Origin of the sequence: Ancylobacter oerskovii (assembly GCF_018390555.1) — a bacterium.
Taxonomy (GTDB): Bacteria; Pseudomonadota; Alphaproteobacteria; order Rhizobiales; family Xanthobacteraceae; genus Ancylobacter; species Ancylobacter oerskovii.
The window spans coordinates 146,339-163,073 of sequence record NZ_JAHBGB010000027.1; the positions used below are offsets into that span (position 1 = coordinate 146,339).

The window sequence follows — 16,735 nt, forward strand, 5'->3', positions numbered from 1 at the left end:
GCACCCGATGAACGAACGCATCAAGCCGATCGTCATGCCCAAATGGGGTCTGTCGATGTCGGAGGGCAAGGTGACCGGCTGGCTCAAGCCCGCCGGCACCAGGGTCGGCGTCGGCGACGAGATCGTCGAGGTGGAGACCGACAAGATCGCCGGCGTCGTCGAGGCCAACGAGGCCGGCACGCTGCGCCGGGTGATCGGCGCGCCCGACACAATCTATCCGGTGAAGGCGCTGATCGGCGTCATCGCCGATGACGACGTGCCGGAGGCCGACATCGACGCCTATGTCGCCGAATACGCCACCCATGCGGCGGAAGAAGGCGAGGAGGCGGAAGCCGGCCCGCGCTACGAGTTCGTCGAGACCCCTGCGGGGCGGCTGCGCTACGCCAAGCGGGGAGACGGCGAGCCGAACGTCATCCTCATCCACGGCTTCGGCGGCGACCTCGACAACTGGCTATTCAATATCGATGCGCTGGCCGAGGCCGGCACCGTCTACGCGCTCGACCTGCCCGGGCACGGCCAATCGGACAAGCAGGTGAAGGAGGCCTCGCTGGCCGGGCTCTCCGGCGCCGTCACCGGCTTCATGGATGCGCTCGGCATCGCCTCGGCGCATCTGGTCGGCCATTCCATGGGCGGGGCCGTCGCCGCGCAGACCGCGCTCGACCACCCGGACCGCGTCAATTCCCTCACGCTGATCGGCTCGGCCGGGCTCGGGGCGGAGATCAACAGCGGCTACACCGACGGCTTCGTCGCGGCGACGTCCCGCCGCGACCTCAAGCCGGTGCTGGAGCAGCTGTTCCACGACCCGGCCACCGTCACCCGCCAGCTGGTTGACGACCTGCTCAAGTACAAGCGTCTCGACGGCGTCGACGAGGCCTTGCGGGCGCTCTCCGGCGCGCTGTTCCCCGGCGGGCGGCAGAGCGCGGTGCTCGCCGAGGCGCTGAAGGCGGCGAAGGTGCCGGTGCTGGTGGTCTGGGGGGAAAGCGACCAGGTGATCCCCGCCGCCCATGCCGGCGCGCTCGGCGCGCGGGCCAAGGCGGAAGTCATCGGCGAGGCCGGCCACATGGTGCAGATGGAAAAGGCCAACCGGGTCAACGAGTTGGCATTGGCTCATATCAGAGGCTGAACCAGGCTCTCCAACGACACGAACGCCGCCGCACGGGCGGACGGCGAAGGAGGAAACATGCCCGATCTCAAGGACAAGAGCATCGTCATCACCGGCGCCGCCGGCGGCATCGGTGCCGCCATCGCGCTGGCGCTGGCCGCCGACGGTGCCCGCATCACCGTCGCGGATCTCTCGCAAGCGGCGGCCGATCAGGTGACCAGTCGGATCACCGCCGCCGGCGGCAAGGCCATCGCCGTGGCGGTGGACGTACGCGAGCGGGCGCAGGTGCGCGCCATGCTCGACCGCGCCGTCGAGGCCTTCGGCCGGCTCGACGTACTGTTCAACAATGCCGGCGTCGCCCAGACGAGGCCCTTCCTCGACATCACCGAGGAGGACTGGCGCTTCATCACCGATGTCAACGCGCTCGGCGTGCTGATCGGCATGCAGGAGGCGATCAAGACCTTCCGCAGCCAGGGCGGCGGCGGCAAGATCGTCAACACCGCCTCCATCGCCGGCAAGCAGGGCTATGAGCCGCTCGCCCATTACTGCGCCTCGAAATTCGGGGTGGTGGCGATGACCCAGGCCGCCGCCCGCGCCTTCGGCAAGGAGGGCATCACCGCCAATTGCTTCTGCCCCGGCGTGGTGGCGACCCCGATGTGGGACACCATCGACAAGGGCTTCCGCGACAGTGGGCTGACGCAGAAGCAGAACGAGGCGTTCGACACCTTCGCCGCCGGGGCGGTGCTGGGGCGGGCCTCGCGGCCGGACGACCTCGTCGGCGTGGCGCGCTACCTCGCCTCGGCAGATTCCGATTTCATGACCGGCCAGTCCCTGATGGTGGACGGCGGCATGGTCTTCGTCTGAGGAGGCGCCGATGGCATCCAGCGAGAACCTGCCGCAGCAATTGAAGGACATGAACCTGCGCTTCGGCGCGCTCGCCAAGGCGGCCCCGCAGACGATGGGCGCTTTCCGCACGCTGATGGGCGAAGCCTCGAAAGCCGGCGCCCTGCCGGCGAAGGTGAAGGAGCTGATCGCCGTCGCCATCGCCGTGCACCAGGGCTGCGGGGACTGCATCCTGTTCCATGTCGCCAATGCCCGCAGCCACGGCGCCGAGCGCGAGGAACTGGTCGAGGTGCTGGCCGTCGCCATCGAGATGGGTGGCGGGCCGGCCGCGGTCTATGCCGGACAGGCGCTCGAAGCCTTCGACGCCTTCACGGCCGGCAGGACGTGAGCCTCCCGGGCCGGCCGGCATGATCGGCCGGCCCGGACGGAACGCGCCCTCTCCCCTCGACGTTGTCAGGGACCAGCGTGAAGGGAGGAGACGATGAGCCAGCGCGAGGACCGCATCCGGGAGCAGGCCTACCGGCTGTGGGAAGAGGAAGGAAGGCCCGACGGCCGCGCGGACCGTCACTGGTCCGATGCCGAGCGGCTCGTCGCCATCGAACAGGGCGGGCACGAGGAGACCGCCCCCGCCGCAGGCGGGACAGCGGAGGCCGAGGAGGTCGCGCGTCTGGCGATCGATCCCAATGTCCTGATGGCGCCGGAGGAACACGAGCCGGTCAGCGAGATCGACACCATCCACCGCACCCTCGAAGTGCCTCCCGCACGCCGCCGGGCGCACGCGCCGCTCGCGGATGAGGACGGCGCCCTGAGCGGGCTGGCGGGTACCCGGCTGGAAGAGTGAGCGACCGCCTTTCCTCCACGCGGCTCCCGGGCGGGAACGCCCACCCGGCCGCAAGAAGGATTGGCTCTGCGCGACGCCTCACCCTAGCTTATACTCCGGTTGGCGCGCCCCCTGGCCGGCTGCCGGCGGAATGCGCTCCAGACAACCGGGAGATCGCCTCATGAACACCGCCAATCTGCAGATGGAAGGCACGCTGCTCGCCCTCGCCGCCCTGTGCGAGGCGCTGAAGCAGAAGGGCGTGCTCACCGGCGAGGAGATCGCCGGGGCGCTTGCCTGCGCCGAGGCGGGAATCTCCTCGCGAGCCCCCGGCATGAGCGAGGCCAACCGCGAAGCGATCCGCTTCCCCATCCGCTTCCTGCGCCGGGCGATGGAGCGGGACGGCTCGGCGCTCGACTATGCCGCCATCGCCGCCGGCGTCGGGCGTACCCGCGACGGGGCGCGGGCTCTCCCGACCGAATAATCGGGCACAGAGTAAACGGGCCGTGCCGCGCGGCCGGCGCGCCTTTGCCGCTGCGGAGGGCGTGGCCGCGCCGTCGCGGCGGCGACCGGCGGCCGCGAGGTCAGTTTCGCGCGCTGGCCGCCCTCAGCCTCTTCAGTTCCTGCTTCGCCCTGGCGACGCCCGCGCTCGCGACGTCGCCGTCCTTGAACTTGGCATATTCGTCACCGGCGACCGGCTGCGCGTGCTTGAACACGTACCAGTCGCCGCCCGGCTCCCGGCGCTGATACAGCACCTTGTCCGGGCCCAGGCGATGGGAGAAGCAGGTCGAGTTGCGTCCCGACGGGCCGTTGGCGTGCCACAGGCCCTGGAAGCAGACCCAGCCGGTGGGCGATACCCACCAGGTGCCCTGCACATAGCTCACCTCGTTGCCGGAGCCGGCCCAGGCGACGAACTTCCTGTTGGGCGAGAAATAGGCCGCGCCGTCCGACCAGATCCAGCTCTTGCCGGAATAGAGCGCATCGATCGCCGCGACGCCCGGCAGGCCGGCCGGGGCCGGCTTCCTGGCGGCCTGCGGCGCCGGGCCCTGCGCCTGCGCCGGCGGCGCCGCGGCGGCGAGCATCGCGGCCACCGCCGCGGCGAGAACGGACTTCATCATGACAAACCTCCCGAATGCTGAAAGATGCCGGCCGCGACGAGCCGCGCGGCGCGGCGGCGTCAGTTCACGAGGCCGCGCTGCAGCCGCCAGTCGGGGCGGCCATAGGGCGCGGGCCAGGCATAGGTTTCCACCTCGTTGAAGTAGATGACGGCGGCGAGCCCGGGGAATGCCTCGCCGATGGTGCGCATGTCGCGCTCCCATTGCGCGGTGAAGGCTTCGTCGCCGCGAAAGCCGAGTTCGGCCACCACGATCGGCCTGCCATACGGCGCCACGCGCTCATAGGCCGGCCGCAGCGCCTCCTCGAAGCTGCGCGCATGCCCGTAGCGGTCGATGTCGTATTGCTGAAGGTCGAGCACGGTCAGCCCGATCGTATCGACATAGGCGTCGCCCGGATAATAGGCCTCCAGCCCCGCCTCGCCTCGCGGCGACCACATGAAGCGGGCCTGCGGCGCATATTTGCGGCACTCGGTGACGACGTGCCGATAGGCCGCCGCATAGTCCTGCGGCGACCACGCCGCCCAGGGGAACCGGCCGTTCCGCAGATCCATCTCGTGCGCCCAGCGGATCGTCACCGGGCTCTGGAGCCCTCCGACGGCGACGCAGACCGCCTTGACCGTGCCGTCCTCGGCACCGGCGAGTATGTCGGCGAGCAGCCGGTCGGCCGGGGGGTTCGCCGCCGGCGCCCACGACCATGGCTCGACGGTGACGAGCAGGTCGCGGCCATATTGGCGGGCATAATGATCGGCCTTCGCCAGCGAGCCGAGATCGGAATGGCGCCAGGGCATGAACACATGCTCGATGCGCACGCCCGTATCCCCGGCGAACACGCCGTCGGGATCGTAGACGCCGAACGCGACCTGTCCGGCCGGCAAGGCGGGACGGGGCGTCGACTGCGTCACGCCGGGAATGACCAGGATGGCGGTCAGCGCGAGCCCCGCCCCTCCGGCCAATGCGGCAAGATACATCGTCCTGGCAAGATACGTCGTCCTGGATCCTGTCATCATCTTCCTGCCTCCTCCTGTTTCGCGCCGGCGCAGAGCGGCACCCGCCCTTCCCCCGCGCGACCGTCACCGGACCGGACGCCACGCCGACCGGCAGCATCCGGCGACCGGCCGGCCCCGGATCGTTCGCGGCCGACGAGGCGGCGGCTTCCGGTGATGGTGCGTCTCATTCCGGCCTCCCCGGGCGGGGCGCGCCGGCCGGCGGCCCTGCGGGCGACAGCCTTTCGAGCGGCGGCTTTGCGGGCGGTTCCTGCCGGTCGATCCAGGGCGGAACGAAGACGAGCCTGTAGACGCCGCGCCCCATGCCGGCGCCGGTGACGGAGAAGACCGTCTCGGTATAGGCCAGCGGCATCGCCCCCCAGGCGAGCGCGCCGAGCCCTTCCGGCCCGCGCTGCACGGCGGCGGCCAGCGGCAGGGCGAACAGCCCGACGGCAAGGCCGGCATTGAGGCCCGCCAGCCCCGCGCCACGCCGGCAGGCGCGGTCGCGCGGCGGGTTCTCGAGGCGATGGCGCACCAGGATGACCGCGACCAGCAGGGCGTAGAGCAGCGCATTGACGATGGCGAAGACATAGAAGCCGCTCGCCGAGCCGGCATCGCCGAAGACGAGCGCCGCGGCGGCGGACAGGGCCGAGATCGCCGCATAGGGCGCCAGCACGCGCAGCGGCACCGGGGCCACGCCGCCCTTGCCCTTGGGGGTCACGCGGAAATCGACGAACGAGCCGGTCATCCAGTCGCGCAGGGCGTAGAGCGTGCCGAGCAGCGACCACGGCCACTTCGCCAGCACGAACAGGATCTCCTCCCAGCTCATCAGGCGGGAATCGACCGGGCGCAGCCAGCCATTGGCCCGCCAGCGCCAGACCATGAGCAGCAGCACCACCGACATCGGCGCGTAGTGCACGACGAAGTCGATATAGGTGACGTTGGCGAAAGGCTCGCCGGTCGCGAGGGCCACTGCCGGCATCAGGAACAGCAGCGCCCAGATGCCGGAATAGAGCGGGTACCAGAACTGGCAGAACAGAAACTGGAAGCGCAGCCGACCCGGCAGCCGCGGCAGCAGCTGCGGCGAGTAGCGCAGCAGGATGGTGACGAGGCTGCGCGACCACTGGAATTCCTGCGTCGCCAGATCGGCGAAGGTGCACGGCCCGTCGCCATGGGCGAAGGCCTCGATGGCATGGACGCCGCGCCAGCCCTGCGCGTTCATCATCAGCGTGGTCGAGTGGTCCTCGGCGAGCTCGGGGCCGAGGCCACCGATCTCCTTCAGCGCCGCGGTGCGCACCCCATAGTGGGAGCCGATGCACAGCGGCGCCCATCCGCCGGTGTAGCCGGCCTGAAGCGGGCCGTGCATCGAGGCCTCGGCATAGAGGCGGGCGCGCGCCGACCAGCTGTGGCCGGCATTACGGTCGCAGATGCTGGGCGCGGAAACGTAGCCGACGGCCGGATCGCCGAACGGCGCCAGCATGCGCTCCAGATAGTCCCGCGTCGGCACATGGTCGGCGTCCATCTGCACGACGAAATCGTACAGCTCGTAGCCGTAATGGTCGTAGAAATAGGCGAGGTTGCCTTCCTTGCAGCGCGTGCGGCGGGGCCATTCCTGCCGCTGATACGCCGCGACGCCCCTGCGGGTGGAGACGCGCACGCCTCGCCGCGCGCACCAGGCGAGGGTCTCGTCGGAGGGGTCCTCGTCGGCCAGCCAGGTATCGTGCGGGTAAGGCTGCGCCAGCATGGCCCCGAGGGTTTGCGCCACCACCTCGAACGGCTCGGACGGGGCCTTCGTCACCACCATCGCCACCCGGCTGCCGGGGGGAAGCCGCGTCAGGCCCGCCGGCTTGCGGCTGCCGATGAAGATGGAGAAGAAGTACACCGGCATCAGGGTGAGCCAGGCGAAGGGCAGGCTCGCAAAGGCGAAGCGCCCGAGGCCGTCGACATGCGCGGGATCCAGCCACCACGTCCAGAAGAACAGGAAGGCCGCCGCCCAGACGCCGACCGCGAGCAGGAACTCGAGGCGCTGCCGGGGAGCGAGGAACGGGGCGAGCAAGGCGCGCGGCAGAGCGTAGACGCGGCGATCGGTGAACGCGCCGGGGCTGTCCTGCGCCGAGGCGGCGAGGAGGCGCGGGTCGCCGGTCATCGCGCCCTCCCCGTCATGGCGGGGCGCCGGCCCGCCGCGGACATCGCCCGCGCGGGACCGGCGGCGGGCATGATGGCCGGGATCGCGCTCGCCCTCATGCCACGGCCTCCCGCTCGGCCGGCACGCGCCCGAGCTCAGTCCTGAAATGGGCGATGGTGCGCGCGAGCCCGGCTTCCAGGCCCACATTCGGTATCCAGTCGAGCAGGCGCACGGCGGCGGCAATGTCGGGGCAGCGCCGGCGCGGGTCGTGCACCGGCAGCGGGCGGTAGACGATCCGCGACCGCGAGCCGGCCATGCGGCGCACGATGGCGGCGAAGTCGTTGATGGTGCGCTCGTCGGGATTGCCGATATTGACCGGCCCCTCGACATCGCCGGGCGCCGCCATCAGGCGGATGAGCGCCTCCACCGTCTCGTCGACATAGCAGAAGGAGCGGGTCTGCGTGCCGTCGCCATACACGGTCATGTCGGCGCCGGAGAGGGCCTGCACGATCAAATTGGAGGTGACGCGCCCGTCGTCGATGCTCATGCGCGGGCCATAGGTGTTGAAGATCCGGGCGATCCTGATCCGCGTCCCCAGCATGCGCGCATGATCGAAGAAGAGGCTTTCCGCGCAGCGCTTGCCCTCGTCGTAGCAGGCGCGCGGGCCGGTCGGATCGACATGCCCGCGATAGCTTTCCGGCTGCGGGCTGACTTCGGGATCGCCATAGACCTCGGACGTCGAGGCCTGCAGGATCCGGGCGTTCCGCGCGGTGGCCAGGGCGAGGAGATTGAGCGCGCCCAGCACGCTGGTAAGGGTGGTGCGGATCGGCGCGGCGGCATAGGCCGGCGGCGAGGCGGGACAGGCGAGGTTGTAGATCTCGTCGACATCGAGCGACGCCGGGAGGGGATCCACCACGTCGTGCACCAGCAGCGAGAAACGGGGATGCCCGATGAGAGGCTCGATGTTTTGCCGCCTGCCCGTCGAGAAATTGTCGAGGCAAACGACCTGGGCGCCCCGCCCGATCAGCCGGTCGCACAGATGCGAACCGAGGAAGCCGGCGCCGCCGGTCACCAGGATGCGCGGGCGCCGCCGGGACGCGGCGTCGCGGGCCATACGGACATGCGTCATCGCTCTTTGCATGGAAGCAGAACCTTCGATCTGGCAGTGAGGATGGGTCGTCGGCGGAAAAGACGGAGCGATGTCGACCGGTCAGCGGTCCGGGATCGCGGCTCGCGTCGCGCCTCTGCCCGGATCGGGGAAAGCCCGACCGCACCGCTCAGGGAGACAGCTCGACGGGGATCGCGTCCTGGTTCGGCCTGATACTCCAAGTGCCTGTTGAGTGCGTCTCAACGTCCGCCCCGAGGACAGTCTGGCGAGCCAACCTTACGTCAATCTTACAATTTGAAATAAATTAGTACGAATTTGAAAATTTTTTATCTGGAAATTAAGCAACCCATGATCCGCCCTCCCCGGCACGCGGTCGAGGCCGGCGGCGAAGGGGGCGCGAGGAGCCGTCCCGGCGCGGAAATCTCGCAGGCTCTTCACCGCACGTCGTCCATCAGATAGCCGATGCCGCGCAAGGTGTGGATGCCGACATTGGCCCCCGCCCCGGCCAGCTTGCGGCGTAACCGATGGATGAGCACTTCGAGGGCATTGGAGTCGATGTCGTCGTTGAAACTATAGATGGCGTGCTCGATCACCTCCTTGGTCAGCACGCGGCCGTTGCGGCGCATGAACAGCTCCAGCAGGCCGAGCTCCCGGCGCGAAAGCGGGAGCGGGATGTCCGCCACCATGACCCTGAGGTCGGTGGTGTTGAAATCGACATTGCCGACGGAGAGATGGATGCCGTGCGTCCGGCCCGGCCGGCGCAGCAGCGCGCGCAGCCGCGCCACCACTTCCCCGAGATGGAACGGCTTGACCACATAGTCGTCGCCGCCCTCCTCCAATCCGCGCACCCGGTCGGCGGGATTGTCGCGGGCGCTGAGGATGAGGACGGGAATGGCGAGCCCCTTCGCCCGGTAGCGCTTCAGCAGTTCCAGCCCGTCGCCGTCCGGCAGCATGAGATCGAGGACGGCGATGTCGTAGAGCCCGGCCCCGAGAGCCGCCTCGGCATCGGCGATGGTCGCGACGTGATCGACGACGAAGCCGGCCGGTTTCAACGCCGCCGCCAGCGACTCGGCAAGCTCGATCTCGTCTTCCACCAGCAGCAGTCGCATCGACCGGGTCCCGGAATCAAAGGCAGGCCCGTGCAACCTACCTTCGATCAGATGGGGCCGCGACCTCGCCGCCGGTCCCGGCCGGCACCGGGGACAAGCGCGCGCCGGGAGCGCCCGCCGGGCGGCGCTTCGAAGCAACCGCGAAGCAAAGCCCGGCCGGAATCCAGACGAAAGGGCGCCGGCCCGTGCAAATATCCGTGACCATGGGGTGCGTCATGGGAGTTCGCCGGATGCCGGCACGCCGGGCAAGGCGGCCATGCGGCGAATGCATACCCGCGCAAGTTGACGCAGCGCGTGCAACGGTATCACGGGTACCGTGGCCGTTTGGTGACAGTCCGGCGGGCACCTGACTTCTCCGTCCTTAGAAGCAGGCGAAATTGAAATGAAATTTTGCTAGCTATGTGAAAGAAAGTCGTTCGCAAAGCGGGCATGAGACTCGCCGGAACGTATTCATGACCATCGGTAACCTCATGCACGTGATTTCCCGTCTTCACTTCGCACTGGATTTCGACGGAACCATCTGCCCCATCGACACCACCGACTTCCTTCTGGAAAGCTTCGCCGAGCCGGAATGGCGCGATATCGAGGAGCGCTGGCAGGCGGGGGAGATTTCGTCGCGCGAATGTCTTGCCGCCCAGGTGGCGCTGATCCATGCCAGCGAGGAGGACGTCCGCCGCGCGCTCTCCACCATCTCGCTCGACCCCGACGTGCCGCACTTCGTCGCCGCCGCCCGGCGGCTCGGCGCCGAGGTCTCGGTGGTCTCCGACGGCTTCGACGTCTCCATCCTTCCCCTGCTGGCGGCCGCCGGGCTCGACCTGCCGGTCACCTGCAACCGCATGCTCCCCATCGGGGGAAACCGCTGGACGGCAAGCTTCAGCAACGGCAATGAAGGCTGCGGCAGCGGTACCTGCAAATGCGCCTCCACCGCCGACAAGCAGCCGCTGGTGCTGATCGGCGACGGACGGTCCGATTTTTGCCTTGCACGGCGTGCTGATTTCGTATTCGCCAAAGGAAGTCTTGCCGCCTACTGCGCCGAAGAGTCGTTGCCGCATCTGGCAATTTCCAGCTTCGCCGACGCGCTCGCCTTCCTGCCCGCACTCATCTCGGAGATGAGCCCCACTCTGCCGGCATCTGCCGAAACTTCGTTCGAGGACCTCAATGCTTGACCGTAATCCGACCTCCAATCCACTGTCGAGCGAGAGCGATCGCGAGCGTCTCTACGCGCTTGAAGCCGAATACTGTTCCTATGGCGATACCGTGCACTACACGGAAGTGCCGAAGATCTTCGAGCGCTGCGAGGGTTCCTTCATCTATGACGACGAGGGCCAGCAGTTCCTCGATCTGCAGATGTGGTACTCGGCCGTCAACTTCGGCTATGCCAATCCGCGCCTGAACGAGGCGCTGAAGCGCCAGATCGACCGCCTGCCGCAGGTCGCCAGCCAGTATCTCCACCGCGAGAAGATCGAGCTCGCCGCCGAGATCGGCATCGGCGCCCAGCAACGCTTCGGCCGGAAGGGCCGCGTGCACTTCAATGTCGGCGGCGCGCAGGCGGTGGAAGACTCGCTGAAGATCGTGCGCAACGCCTCCAACGGGAAGAGCCTGATGTTCGCCTTCGAGGGCGGCTATCACGGCCGTACGCTCGGCGCTTCGGCAATCACCTCGTCCTACCGCTACCGCCGCCGCTACGGCCATTTCGGCGAGCGCGCCCAGTTCATCGAGTTCCCCTACCATTTCCGCGGCCCGCGCGGCATGTCGAAGGAGGAATATGGCGAGCTTTGCGTGAAGAAGTTCGAGCGCCTGTTCGAGAGCGAATATAACGGTGTGTGGGACCCCAAGGTCGGCCAGGCGGAATATGCCGCCTTCTATGTCGAGCCGATCCAGGGCACCGGCGGCTACGTCATCCCGCCGCCGAACTTCTTCCCGGAACTGAAGCGCGTGCTCGACAAGCACGGCATCCTGCTCGTCGTCGACGAGATCCAGATGGGCTTCTACCGCACCGGCAAATTGTGGTCGATCGAGCATTTCGGCGTCACGCCGGACGTGCTGGTGTTCGGCAAGGCGCTGACCAACGGCCTCAACCCGCTGTCCGGCATCTGGGCGCGCGAGGAGCTGATCAACCCGACGGTGTTCCCGGCCGGCTCGACCCACTCCACCTTCAACGCCAACCCGCTCGGCACCGCCGTGGCGCTCGAAGCCATGCGCATGATGCGCGAGGACGATTACGAGACCACCGTGCCGGCCAAGGGCGCCTATTTCCTCGACGGGCTGAAGGCGCTCAAGGAGAAGCACAGGATCGTCGGCGACGTCGACGGCCTCGGCCTCGCGCTGCGCATCGAGATCTGCGAGCCGCACGACAGCTACACCCCCTCCAAGAAGCTGGTCGACCTGATGGTCGACGAGGCGCTGAAGGGCGACCTCGTCCATGGCGGCGAGCGCTACGGGCTGGTGCTGGACATCGGCGGTTACCATAAGAACGTGATCACGGTGGCGCCGGCGCTCACGATTTCCTATGAGGAAATCGATCTCGCCCTCGCCCTGCTCGACCAGCTGTTCGAGCGGGTAACGCCCCGGTGACGCCCATGCGCATACGCCTCCTCGATACGGACGGGTCGCTCGCGGCCCAGCCCGGCCTGGTCGCCGTATGCGCGCAATCGGGCGGCGATGTCGTCGCCGCCCGCGACCTCGCCCCGCGCCTGCGGCTGCTCGCCTCGGAGGAGGCGCTCGCCGCCCTCGATGCGCGCCTCGGCCCGCCGGCGCCGGGCGACATCCACTTCATCGGCTCGGGCGACTTCCACCATCTGGCGCTGCTGCTGGTGAAGCGGCTGCGGCAGCCGGTGAGCATCGTGCATTTCGACAACCACCCGGACTGGGTGCGCTTTCCCTCCAGCCTCAATTGCGGCTCCTGGGTCGCGCGGGCGCTGGAGCTGCCGCAGGTGCTGCGCGTCGTCACCCTCGGGCCGACCAGCGCCGACATCCAGTCCCCCCAGCTGAAGGGCGGCGCGGTGGGGGCGCTGCGCTCCGGGCGGCTGGAGCTGCATCCCTGGTTCGACGGCGCCACCTTCTATGCCGGCCCCTCCTTCGAGAATGCCGGCGCGCACGGCACCGGCGGCCTGTCCCGCGACGGGCTGCGCTGGCACGGGCTGGCCGGCGCCGATTGGAGCGCGCGCATCGCCGACATCGCCCGCCGGCTGCCCGAGGCGCCGGTGTGGATCAGCCTCGACAAGGACGCGCTGACCGCCGACGAAGCCGTCACCAACTGGGACCAGGGCCGGCTGCGGCTCGACGCTGTGCTGGAGGCGATCGAGACGATCGCCGCCCGGTGCCCGGTGATCGGCATGGATGTCTGCGGCGACTACTCGCCGGAGGGCTCGCTCGGCACCGTGCGCTCGCTGCTCGCCCGGCTGGACCGCGACCAGCGCCCCGTGCCGCCGGACGACGGCATCGCCGTCAACGAGGCGACCAATCTGCGCATCCTCTCGGCGATGGAGGCGGTGCTGCAATGACCGTCGAACTCGTCGTCCTGTTCGCCCTGTCCGTCGCCTGCGACGTGTTCGGCCAGATCGCCTTCAAGCTGGGCGCCGACAACATCCCGGCGCCGGAAAAGGGCCGCTGGGGAGCGTTCGTCCGCTCCCTGGTCGCCACGCCCTGGCTGCTGGCCGGAATCGGCATATATGTGGCCGAATTCGTCATCTGGATCCGTATCCTGGCGCTGGTGCCGCTCTCCATCGCCTTTCCGCTCGCCAGCCTGAACATTCTCGGCGTCCTGGCTGCCAGCCACCTGCTGCTCGGCGAGCGGCTGGGCCGGAACCACTGGGCCGGCGCCCTGCTGATCATGGCCGGCATCGTCCTCGTTGCCAGCGAGTTGTGAGGAAGTCCCGTGGCCAAAGCCGTGACCGATCATTCCATCCTCTACGAACGCGGTCCGGTCGGCGTGCTGCTCATCCACGGGCTCGGCGGCACGCCGGTGGAGATGCGCGACATCGCCCGCCGCCTCGCCGCCGCCGGCTACACCGCCATGTGCTGCCAGCTCGCCGGCCATTGCGGCACCGAGGACGATCTCACCGCCACCTCGTTCGAGGATTGGTATGGCAGCGCCCTCGCCGCCCTTCACGAGCTGGAGAAGCGCTGTTCGACCATCCTGGTCGGCGGCCTGTCGATGGGCGCGGTGCTGGCGGCGCTGGTCGCGGCGCGCCAGCCCCAGCGCGTGCGCGGCATCGTCATGCTGGCGCCGACCCTCACCTATGACGGCTGGTCGATCCCCAAATACAGCTTCCTGCTGCGCTGGGTGATGAACACGCCGCTGGTGCGCTATTATCGCTTCGAGGAGCGCGAGCCCTACGGCCTCAAGGACGAGCGCGCGCGCGCCATGGTCTCCTACGCCATGCGCAGCGGCAACAGCTCGGAGGCCGGCCTGTTCGCCACGCCGGCCCTCGCGCTGCGCGAGCTCTGGCGGCTGACCACCACCATCAAGCCGCTGCTGCCGCTCATCCGCCAGCGCACCCTGGTGGTGCATGCCCGCCACGACGACGTGGCGAGCCTCGACAACGCCATCACCCTGCAGCGCCGCCTCGGCGGCGTCGTCGACACCATGGTGCTGGAGGACAGCTACCACCTCATCACCGTCGACCGGCAGCGCCACCTCGTCGGCGAGCGGGTGGTGGAATTCGTCGGCCGCATCGCCCGCGACGTCGAGACCGAGCAGGCCGAGGCCGCCACTTGGACGAAGCCGGCCACCGCCAATGCCGCGACGGAAGCCGATGCGGCGCCGGGCGTGCGGGAGCCGGCGGATCTGGTCGCCGGCCTCGGATCGGCGGCGCTCGCCTCGGCGGGAGCCGGTCATGGCTCTTGAGCTTCCCTCGTCGGGGGCGCAGCCCGGCGAAGGTCGCTCATCCGGTCGCCCCGCGGCTTCCGGCGACGCCGCAAGGACGAACCGTTCGGCAAGGCAGGCCCAGGGCTCCGCCCGGCAGACCCGGCTCCATGCCGGCATTTCCGGCATCGCCCGCGAGGACTGGCAACGCGGCCGCCCGGGCGACGCCGAAGGCTGGGACTATCTCGTCACCTGCGAGACCGGCACGCCGGCGGCCTTCTCCCTGTCGGCCATCAGCCTCGCCGACGGGCGCGGCTTTCTCGGCGGCTTTCCCCTGTTCACCGTCGGCTATCGCCTCGACACCCCCTTCCAGGAGGAGGACGAGGCGCCTCCCGGCGGCACGCTGGCGGAGCGCGCCGGACGGCTGGCCCGCTCCGGCGCCCGCGCCCTGCTGCGGGGGCTGGAATGGCGCCTGCTGGCGATCGGCTCCCCCTTCACCGAGAACTGCCCGGTGGCGCTTCTGCCCTCCCTCCCCCCTGAGGAACGCGACGCCGTGCTGGCCGAACTGCTGGGCGGGGTCGAGGCCGAGGCCCGGCGCCAGAAGGCCGGCCTCGTCGCCGTGAAGGACATCGATCCGCAGGACATGCAGCGCATCGGCCCCGCGCTGAAGGCCGCCGGCTATGTGCCGCTGGAGAGCCTGCCGCATGCGGTGCTGGACCTCGCCGGCACCTCCACCGTCGACGACTGGCTGGCGCGGCTGTCCTCCGCCACCCGCAAGGACCTGCGCCGCAAGCTGAAGCGCGCCGACCGCGTCAGCGTGGAATGGCGCCAGTCCATCGTGGGGCTTGAGGAGGAGGTGCGCGCCCTCTACGACGCCACCCGCGCGCAGAGCCATGTCCGCTACGGCGATTTCGAGGACCTGCCGGACGGATATTTCGAGCGCGTCGCCGCCGCCCAGCCGGACCAGGTGCTGTTCGCCTTCTACCGGGTCGGCGACCGGCTGGCGGCCTTCAACTTCCTGCTCGTCGAGGCGGACCGCGTCATCGACAAGTTCCTCGGCATGTCGTATCCGCTCGCCCGCGATCATGACCTCTACGCGGTGAGCTGGGCGGAGAATGTGCGTTTGTGCCAGCGCCTCGGCAAGCGCTTCCTTCAGACGGGGCAGACCGCCTTCGCCTCGAAGCTGCGCTATGGCAGCGGCCTGCGGCCCTCGACGATCATGGTGAAGCATCTCAACCCCGTCCTGCACGCGCTGGTGCGCCTTGCCGTGCCGTGGCTGGGCTTTCCGCGCTGGGACCCCGATCTCGTCGCCCACCGCAAGCGGGAGAACGCGCGATGATCGCCGCCTCGCTCCGCTTCCCGGTGCTGGTCGGGATTTACCTTCTGGTCGACACCGGCACGCAGATCGCCTTCGAGGCGACGTCCCGCGCCATCGGCGACATGCCGATCAGCCCGGCCTTCCTGCAGGCGGTGGCGCAATCGCCGGCGAGCTGGGTGGCGGCGCTGCTCTATTTCGCCACCTATGCGTCCTGGATCCTGATCCTCAAATACTGCTCGCTCGGCAGGGCCTTCCCGCTGACGACGCTCAGCTATGTTACGGTGCCGCTGGCCAGCTGGCTGATCTTCGGCGAAGGGGTGGGGCTGGTGCCGGCCATCGGCATCGCCCTCATTCTCGCCGGCGTCTGGCTGATCGGCCCCCAGGAAGAACAGGAGGCCGAGCCGGCGGCCCAGAAGCCGGCAACGTCCACGGGAGTGAAATCATGCGCCGATCTGTGATCCTCACCACTCTGGCGGCGCTCGCGCTGCTCGGCGCCGTCGCCGGCGCCAAGGCCGCGCCGGAGGACATCAACGGCGTGTGGGTGACCGATGACGGGCAAGGCGCGGTGGAGATCGCCCCGTGCGGCGGCGCGGTCTGCGGGCGCATCGTCTGGCTGAAGACGCCGACCATGGACGGCCAGCCGCTGCGCGACGCGCGCAACCCCGACAGCTCGGCGCGCAGCCGGCCGATCTGCGGCCTGCGCGTGCTCGGCGATCTCAAGCCGAAGGGCAATCGCTTCGAGGGCGGATGGATCTACGATCCCGAGACCGGCAGCCGCTACCAGCTCTCGGCCGAGATGCGCCGGAATGGCCGGCTGGCGGTCATCGGCTTCGTCGGCGTGGAGGCGCTGGGCGAGACGATGGAATGGACGCGGGCGCCGGCCGGCCTCGGCCGCTGCAGCTAGCGCGAGACCGGGCGCGGCACGACCGGTCCTCGTCCCTCTCGACCATGTGAAGGCGCCGTGTGAAGCGGATCGGGACCGCATCGCCGCCGGGCGGCGGGCGGCGCGGGGCGGTGGGCCCCCCACGGTAGCCGGATCGGGCTTGTCCGTCGGCGGGCCGCTCCTACATCAGCGTCCGGGCCGAGAATGGCCGCCAGAGGTACCGGACATGCCGTCGCATTTCATCCGCTTCGATCCCGACACCATCCAGTTGCTCGACACATGCCTGGCGCGGGCGGAAGCCGTCGCCGCCACGCTGGAGACGGAAACCGCCGGCTCCGATCTCCGCACCCGCCTGGCCTCCGCGCTGATCGAAGCCGCCCGCCTCGGCGAGAAGGACGAGGAAGTGCTGGTGGCGTTCGCGCTCAGGATCCTGCCGGCCTATCGGGAGCGCCGGCCCGACCGGCAGGCCCTGCTCGATCCGCAAGCCTAGAGCCTTGAACGCGTTTTCTTCACGCGAACCGGATT

The 16,735-nt window shown here is 69.3% G+C and carries 19 protein-coding genes; 14 read left to right on the top strand and 5 right to left on the bottom strand.

Annotated elements, in window-relative coordinates; all coding sequences use genetic code 11:
• Positions 1–7: 7 nt before the first annotated feature.
• The 5 genes from KHC19_RS12520 (at position 8) to KHC19_RS12540 (ending at position 3,246) form a co-directional block, all read left to right on the top strand.
• Positions 8–1,123: an acetoin dehydrogenase dihydrolipoyllysine-residue acetyltransferase subunit gene (locus tag KHC19_RS12520; RefSeq protein ID WP_213352691.1), complete on the top strand. Its 1,116-nt coding sequence runs from the start codon at positions 8–10 to the stop codon at positions 1,121–1,123.
• 57 nt (positions 1,124–1,180) lie between these two features.
• Complete coding sequence (locus KHC19_RS12525) at positions 1,181–1,966, top strand: glucose 1-dehydrogenase (RefSeq protein WP_213352692.1); 786 nt, start codon at positions 1,181–1,183, stop codon at positions 1,964–1,966.
• 10 nt (positions 1,967–1,976) lie between these two features.
• The gene (locus KHC19_RS12530; protein WP_213352693.1) at positions 1,977–2,333 is read left to right on the top strand and encodes a carboxymuconolactone decarboxylase family protein; all 357 of its coding nucleotides are present in this window, start codon (positions 1,977–1,979) and stop codon (positions 2,331–2,333) included.
• Positions 2,334–2,426: 93 nt separating this feature from the next.
• Positions 2,427–2,786, top strand: a complete 360-nt coding sequence (locus KHC19_RS12535) for a DUF2934 domain-containing protein (RefSeq protein ID WP_213352694.1) — start codon at positions 2,427–2,429, stop codon at positions 2,784–2,786.
• Positions 2,787–2,946: 160 nt separating this feature from the next.
• On the top strand, positions 2,947–3,246 hold the full coding sequence (locus tag KHC19_RS12540; RefSeq protein ID WP_213352695.1) for a hypothetical protein: 300 nt from the start codon (positions 2,947–2,949) through the stop codon (positions 3,244–3,246).
• Positions 3,247–3,346: 100 nt separating this feature from the next.
• Here KHC19_RS12540 and KHC19_RS12545 read toward each other — a convergent pair whose 3' ends face one another.
• From KHC19_RS12545 to KHC19_RS12565, 5 genes are all read right to left on the bottom strand, one after another.
• Positions 3,347–3,880 carry a DUF995 domain-containing protein gene (locus KHC19_RS12545; protein WP_213352696.1) on the bottom strand — a complete coding sequence of 178 codons (534 nt, stop codon included), beginning with the start codon at positions 3,878–3,880 and terminating at the stop codon, positions 3,347–3,349.
• Between the two features lie 59 nt (positions 3,881–3,939).
• Positions 3,940–4,884 (bottom strand): glycoside hydrolase family 26 protein, encoded by a 945-nt coding sequence (locus tag KHC19_RS12550; protein ID WP_246548786.1) that lies wholly within the window; start codon positions 4,882–4,884, stop codon positions 3,940–3,942.
• A gap of 163 nt (positions 4,885–5,047) precedes the next feature.
• Positions 5,048–7,006 carry a glycosyltransferase gene (locus KHC19_RS12555; RefSeq protein WP_213352697.1) on the bottom strand — a complete coding sequence of 653 codons (1,959 nt, stop codon included), beginning with the start codon at positions 7,004–7,006 and terminating at the stop codon, positions 5,048–5,050.
• A gap of 94 nt (positions 7,007–7,100) precedes the next feature.
• The gene (locus KHC19_RS12560) at positions 7,101–8,114 is read right to left on the bottom strand and encodes an NAD-dependent epimerase/dehydratase family protein (RefSeq protein ID WP_246548787.1); all 1,014 of its coding nucleotides are present in this window, start codon (positions 8,112–8,114) and stop codon (positions 7,101–7,103) included.
• 413 nt (positions 8,115–8,527) lie between these two features.
• Positions 8,528–9,202: a response regulator gene (locus KHC19_RS12565; RefSeq protein WP_213352699.1), complete on the bottom strand. Its 675-nt coding sequence runs from the start codon at positions 9,200–9,202 to the stop codon at positions 8,528–8,530.
• A 401-nt stretch (positions 9,203–9,603) separates the two neighbouring features.
• Here KHC19_RS12565 and KHC19_RS12570 point away from each other — a divergent pair, with 401 nt between their 5' ends.
• The 9 genes from KHC19_RS12570 to KHC19_RS12610 all read left to right on the top strand — a co-directional run bounded on the left by KHC19_RS12570 (position 9,604) and on the right by KHC19_RS12610 (position 16,700).
• The gene (locus KHC19_RS12570; protein WP_213352700.1) at positions 9,604–10,368 is read left to right on the top strand and encodes an HAD-IB family phosphatase; all 765 of its coding nucleotides are present in this window, start codon (positions 9,604–9,606) and stop codon (positions 10,366–10,368) included.
• Entirely contained in the window at positions 10,361–11,776 is a 1,416-nt protein-coding gene (locus KHC19_RS12575; protein WP_213352701.1) for an aspartate aminotransferase family protein, read from the top strand. Before KHC19_RS12570 ends, KHC19_RS12575 begins: the two co-directional genes overlap by 8 nt.
• Before the next feature lie 5 nt (positions 11,777–11,781).
• Entirely contained in the window at positions 11,782–12,705 is a 924-nt protein-coding gene (locus KHC19_RS12580) for an arginase family protein (protein WP_213352702.1), read from the top strand.
• Positions 12,702–13,070 (top strand): EamA family transporter, encoded by a 369-nt coding sequence (locus KHC19_RS12585; protein WP_213352703.1) that lies wholly within the window; start codon positions 12,702–12,704, stop codon positions 13,068–13,070. Before KHC19_RS12580 ends, KHC19_RS12585 begins: the two co-directional genes overlap by 4 nt.
• A gap of 9 nt (positions 13,071–13,079) precedes the next feature.
• On the top strand, positions 13,080–14,051 hold the full coding sequence (locus KHC19_RS12590; RefSeq protein WP_343207709.1) for an alpha/beta hydrolase: 972 nt from the start codon (positions 13,080–13,082) through the stop codon (positions 14,049–14,051).
• Positions 14,041–15,348, top strand: coding sequence for a GNAT family N-acetyltransferase (locus KHC19_RS12595; protein ID WP_213352704.1), 1,308 nt, complete (start codon positions 14,041–14,043; stop codon positions 15,346–15,348). The genes KHC19_RS12590 and KHC19_RS12595 overlap by 11 nt, the downstream gene beginning before the upstream one ends.
• Entirely contained in the window at positions 15,345–15,785 is a 441-nt protein-coding gene (locus KHC19_RS12600; protein ID WP_213352705.1) for an EamA family transporter, read from the top strand. The genes KHC19_RS12595 and KHC19_RS12600 overlap by 4 nt, the downstream gene beginning before the upstream one ends.
• Positions 15,770–16,231 (top strand): DUF2147 domain-containing protein, encoded by a 462-nt coding sequence (locus tag KHC19_RS12605; protein WP_213352706.1) that lies wholly within the window; start codon positions 15,770–15,772, stop codon positions 16,229–16,231. The genes KHC19_RS12600 and KHC19_RS12605 overlap by 16 nt, the downstream gene beginning before the upstream one ends.
• Positions 16,232–16,436: 205 nt before the next feature.
• Positions 16,437–16,700, top strand: coding sequence for a hypothetical protein (locus tag KHC19_RS12610; protein ID WP_213352707.1), 264 nt, complete (start codon positions 16,437–16,439; stop codon positions 16,698–16,700).
• Positions 16,701–16,735: the final 35 nt, after the last annotated feature.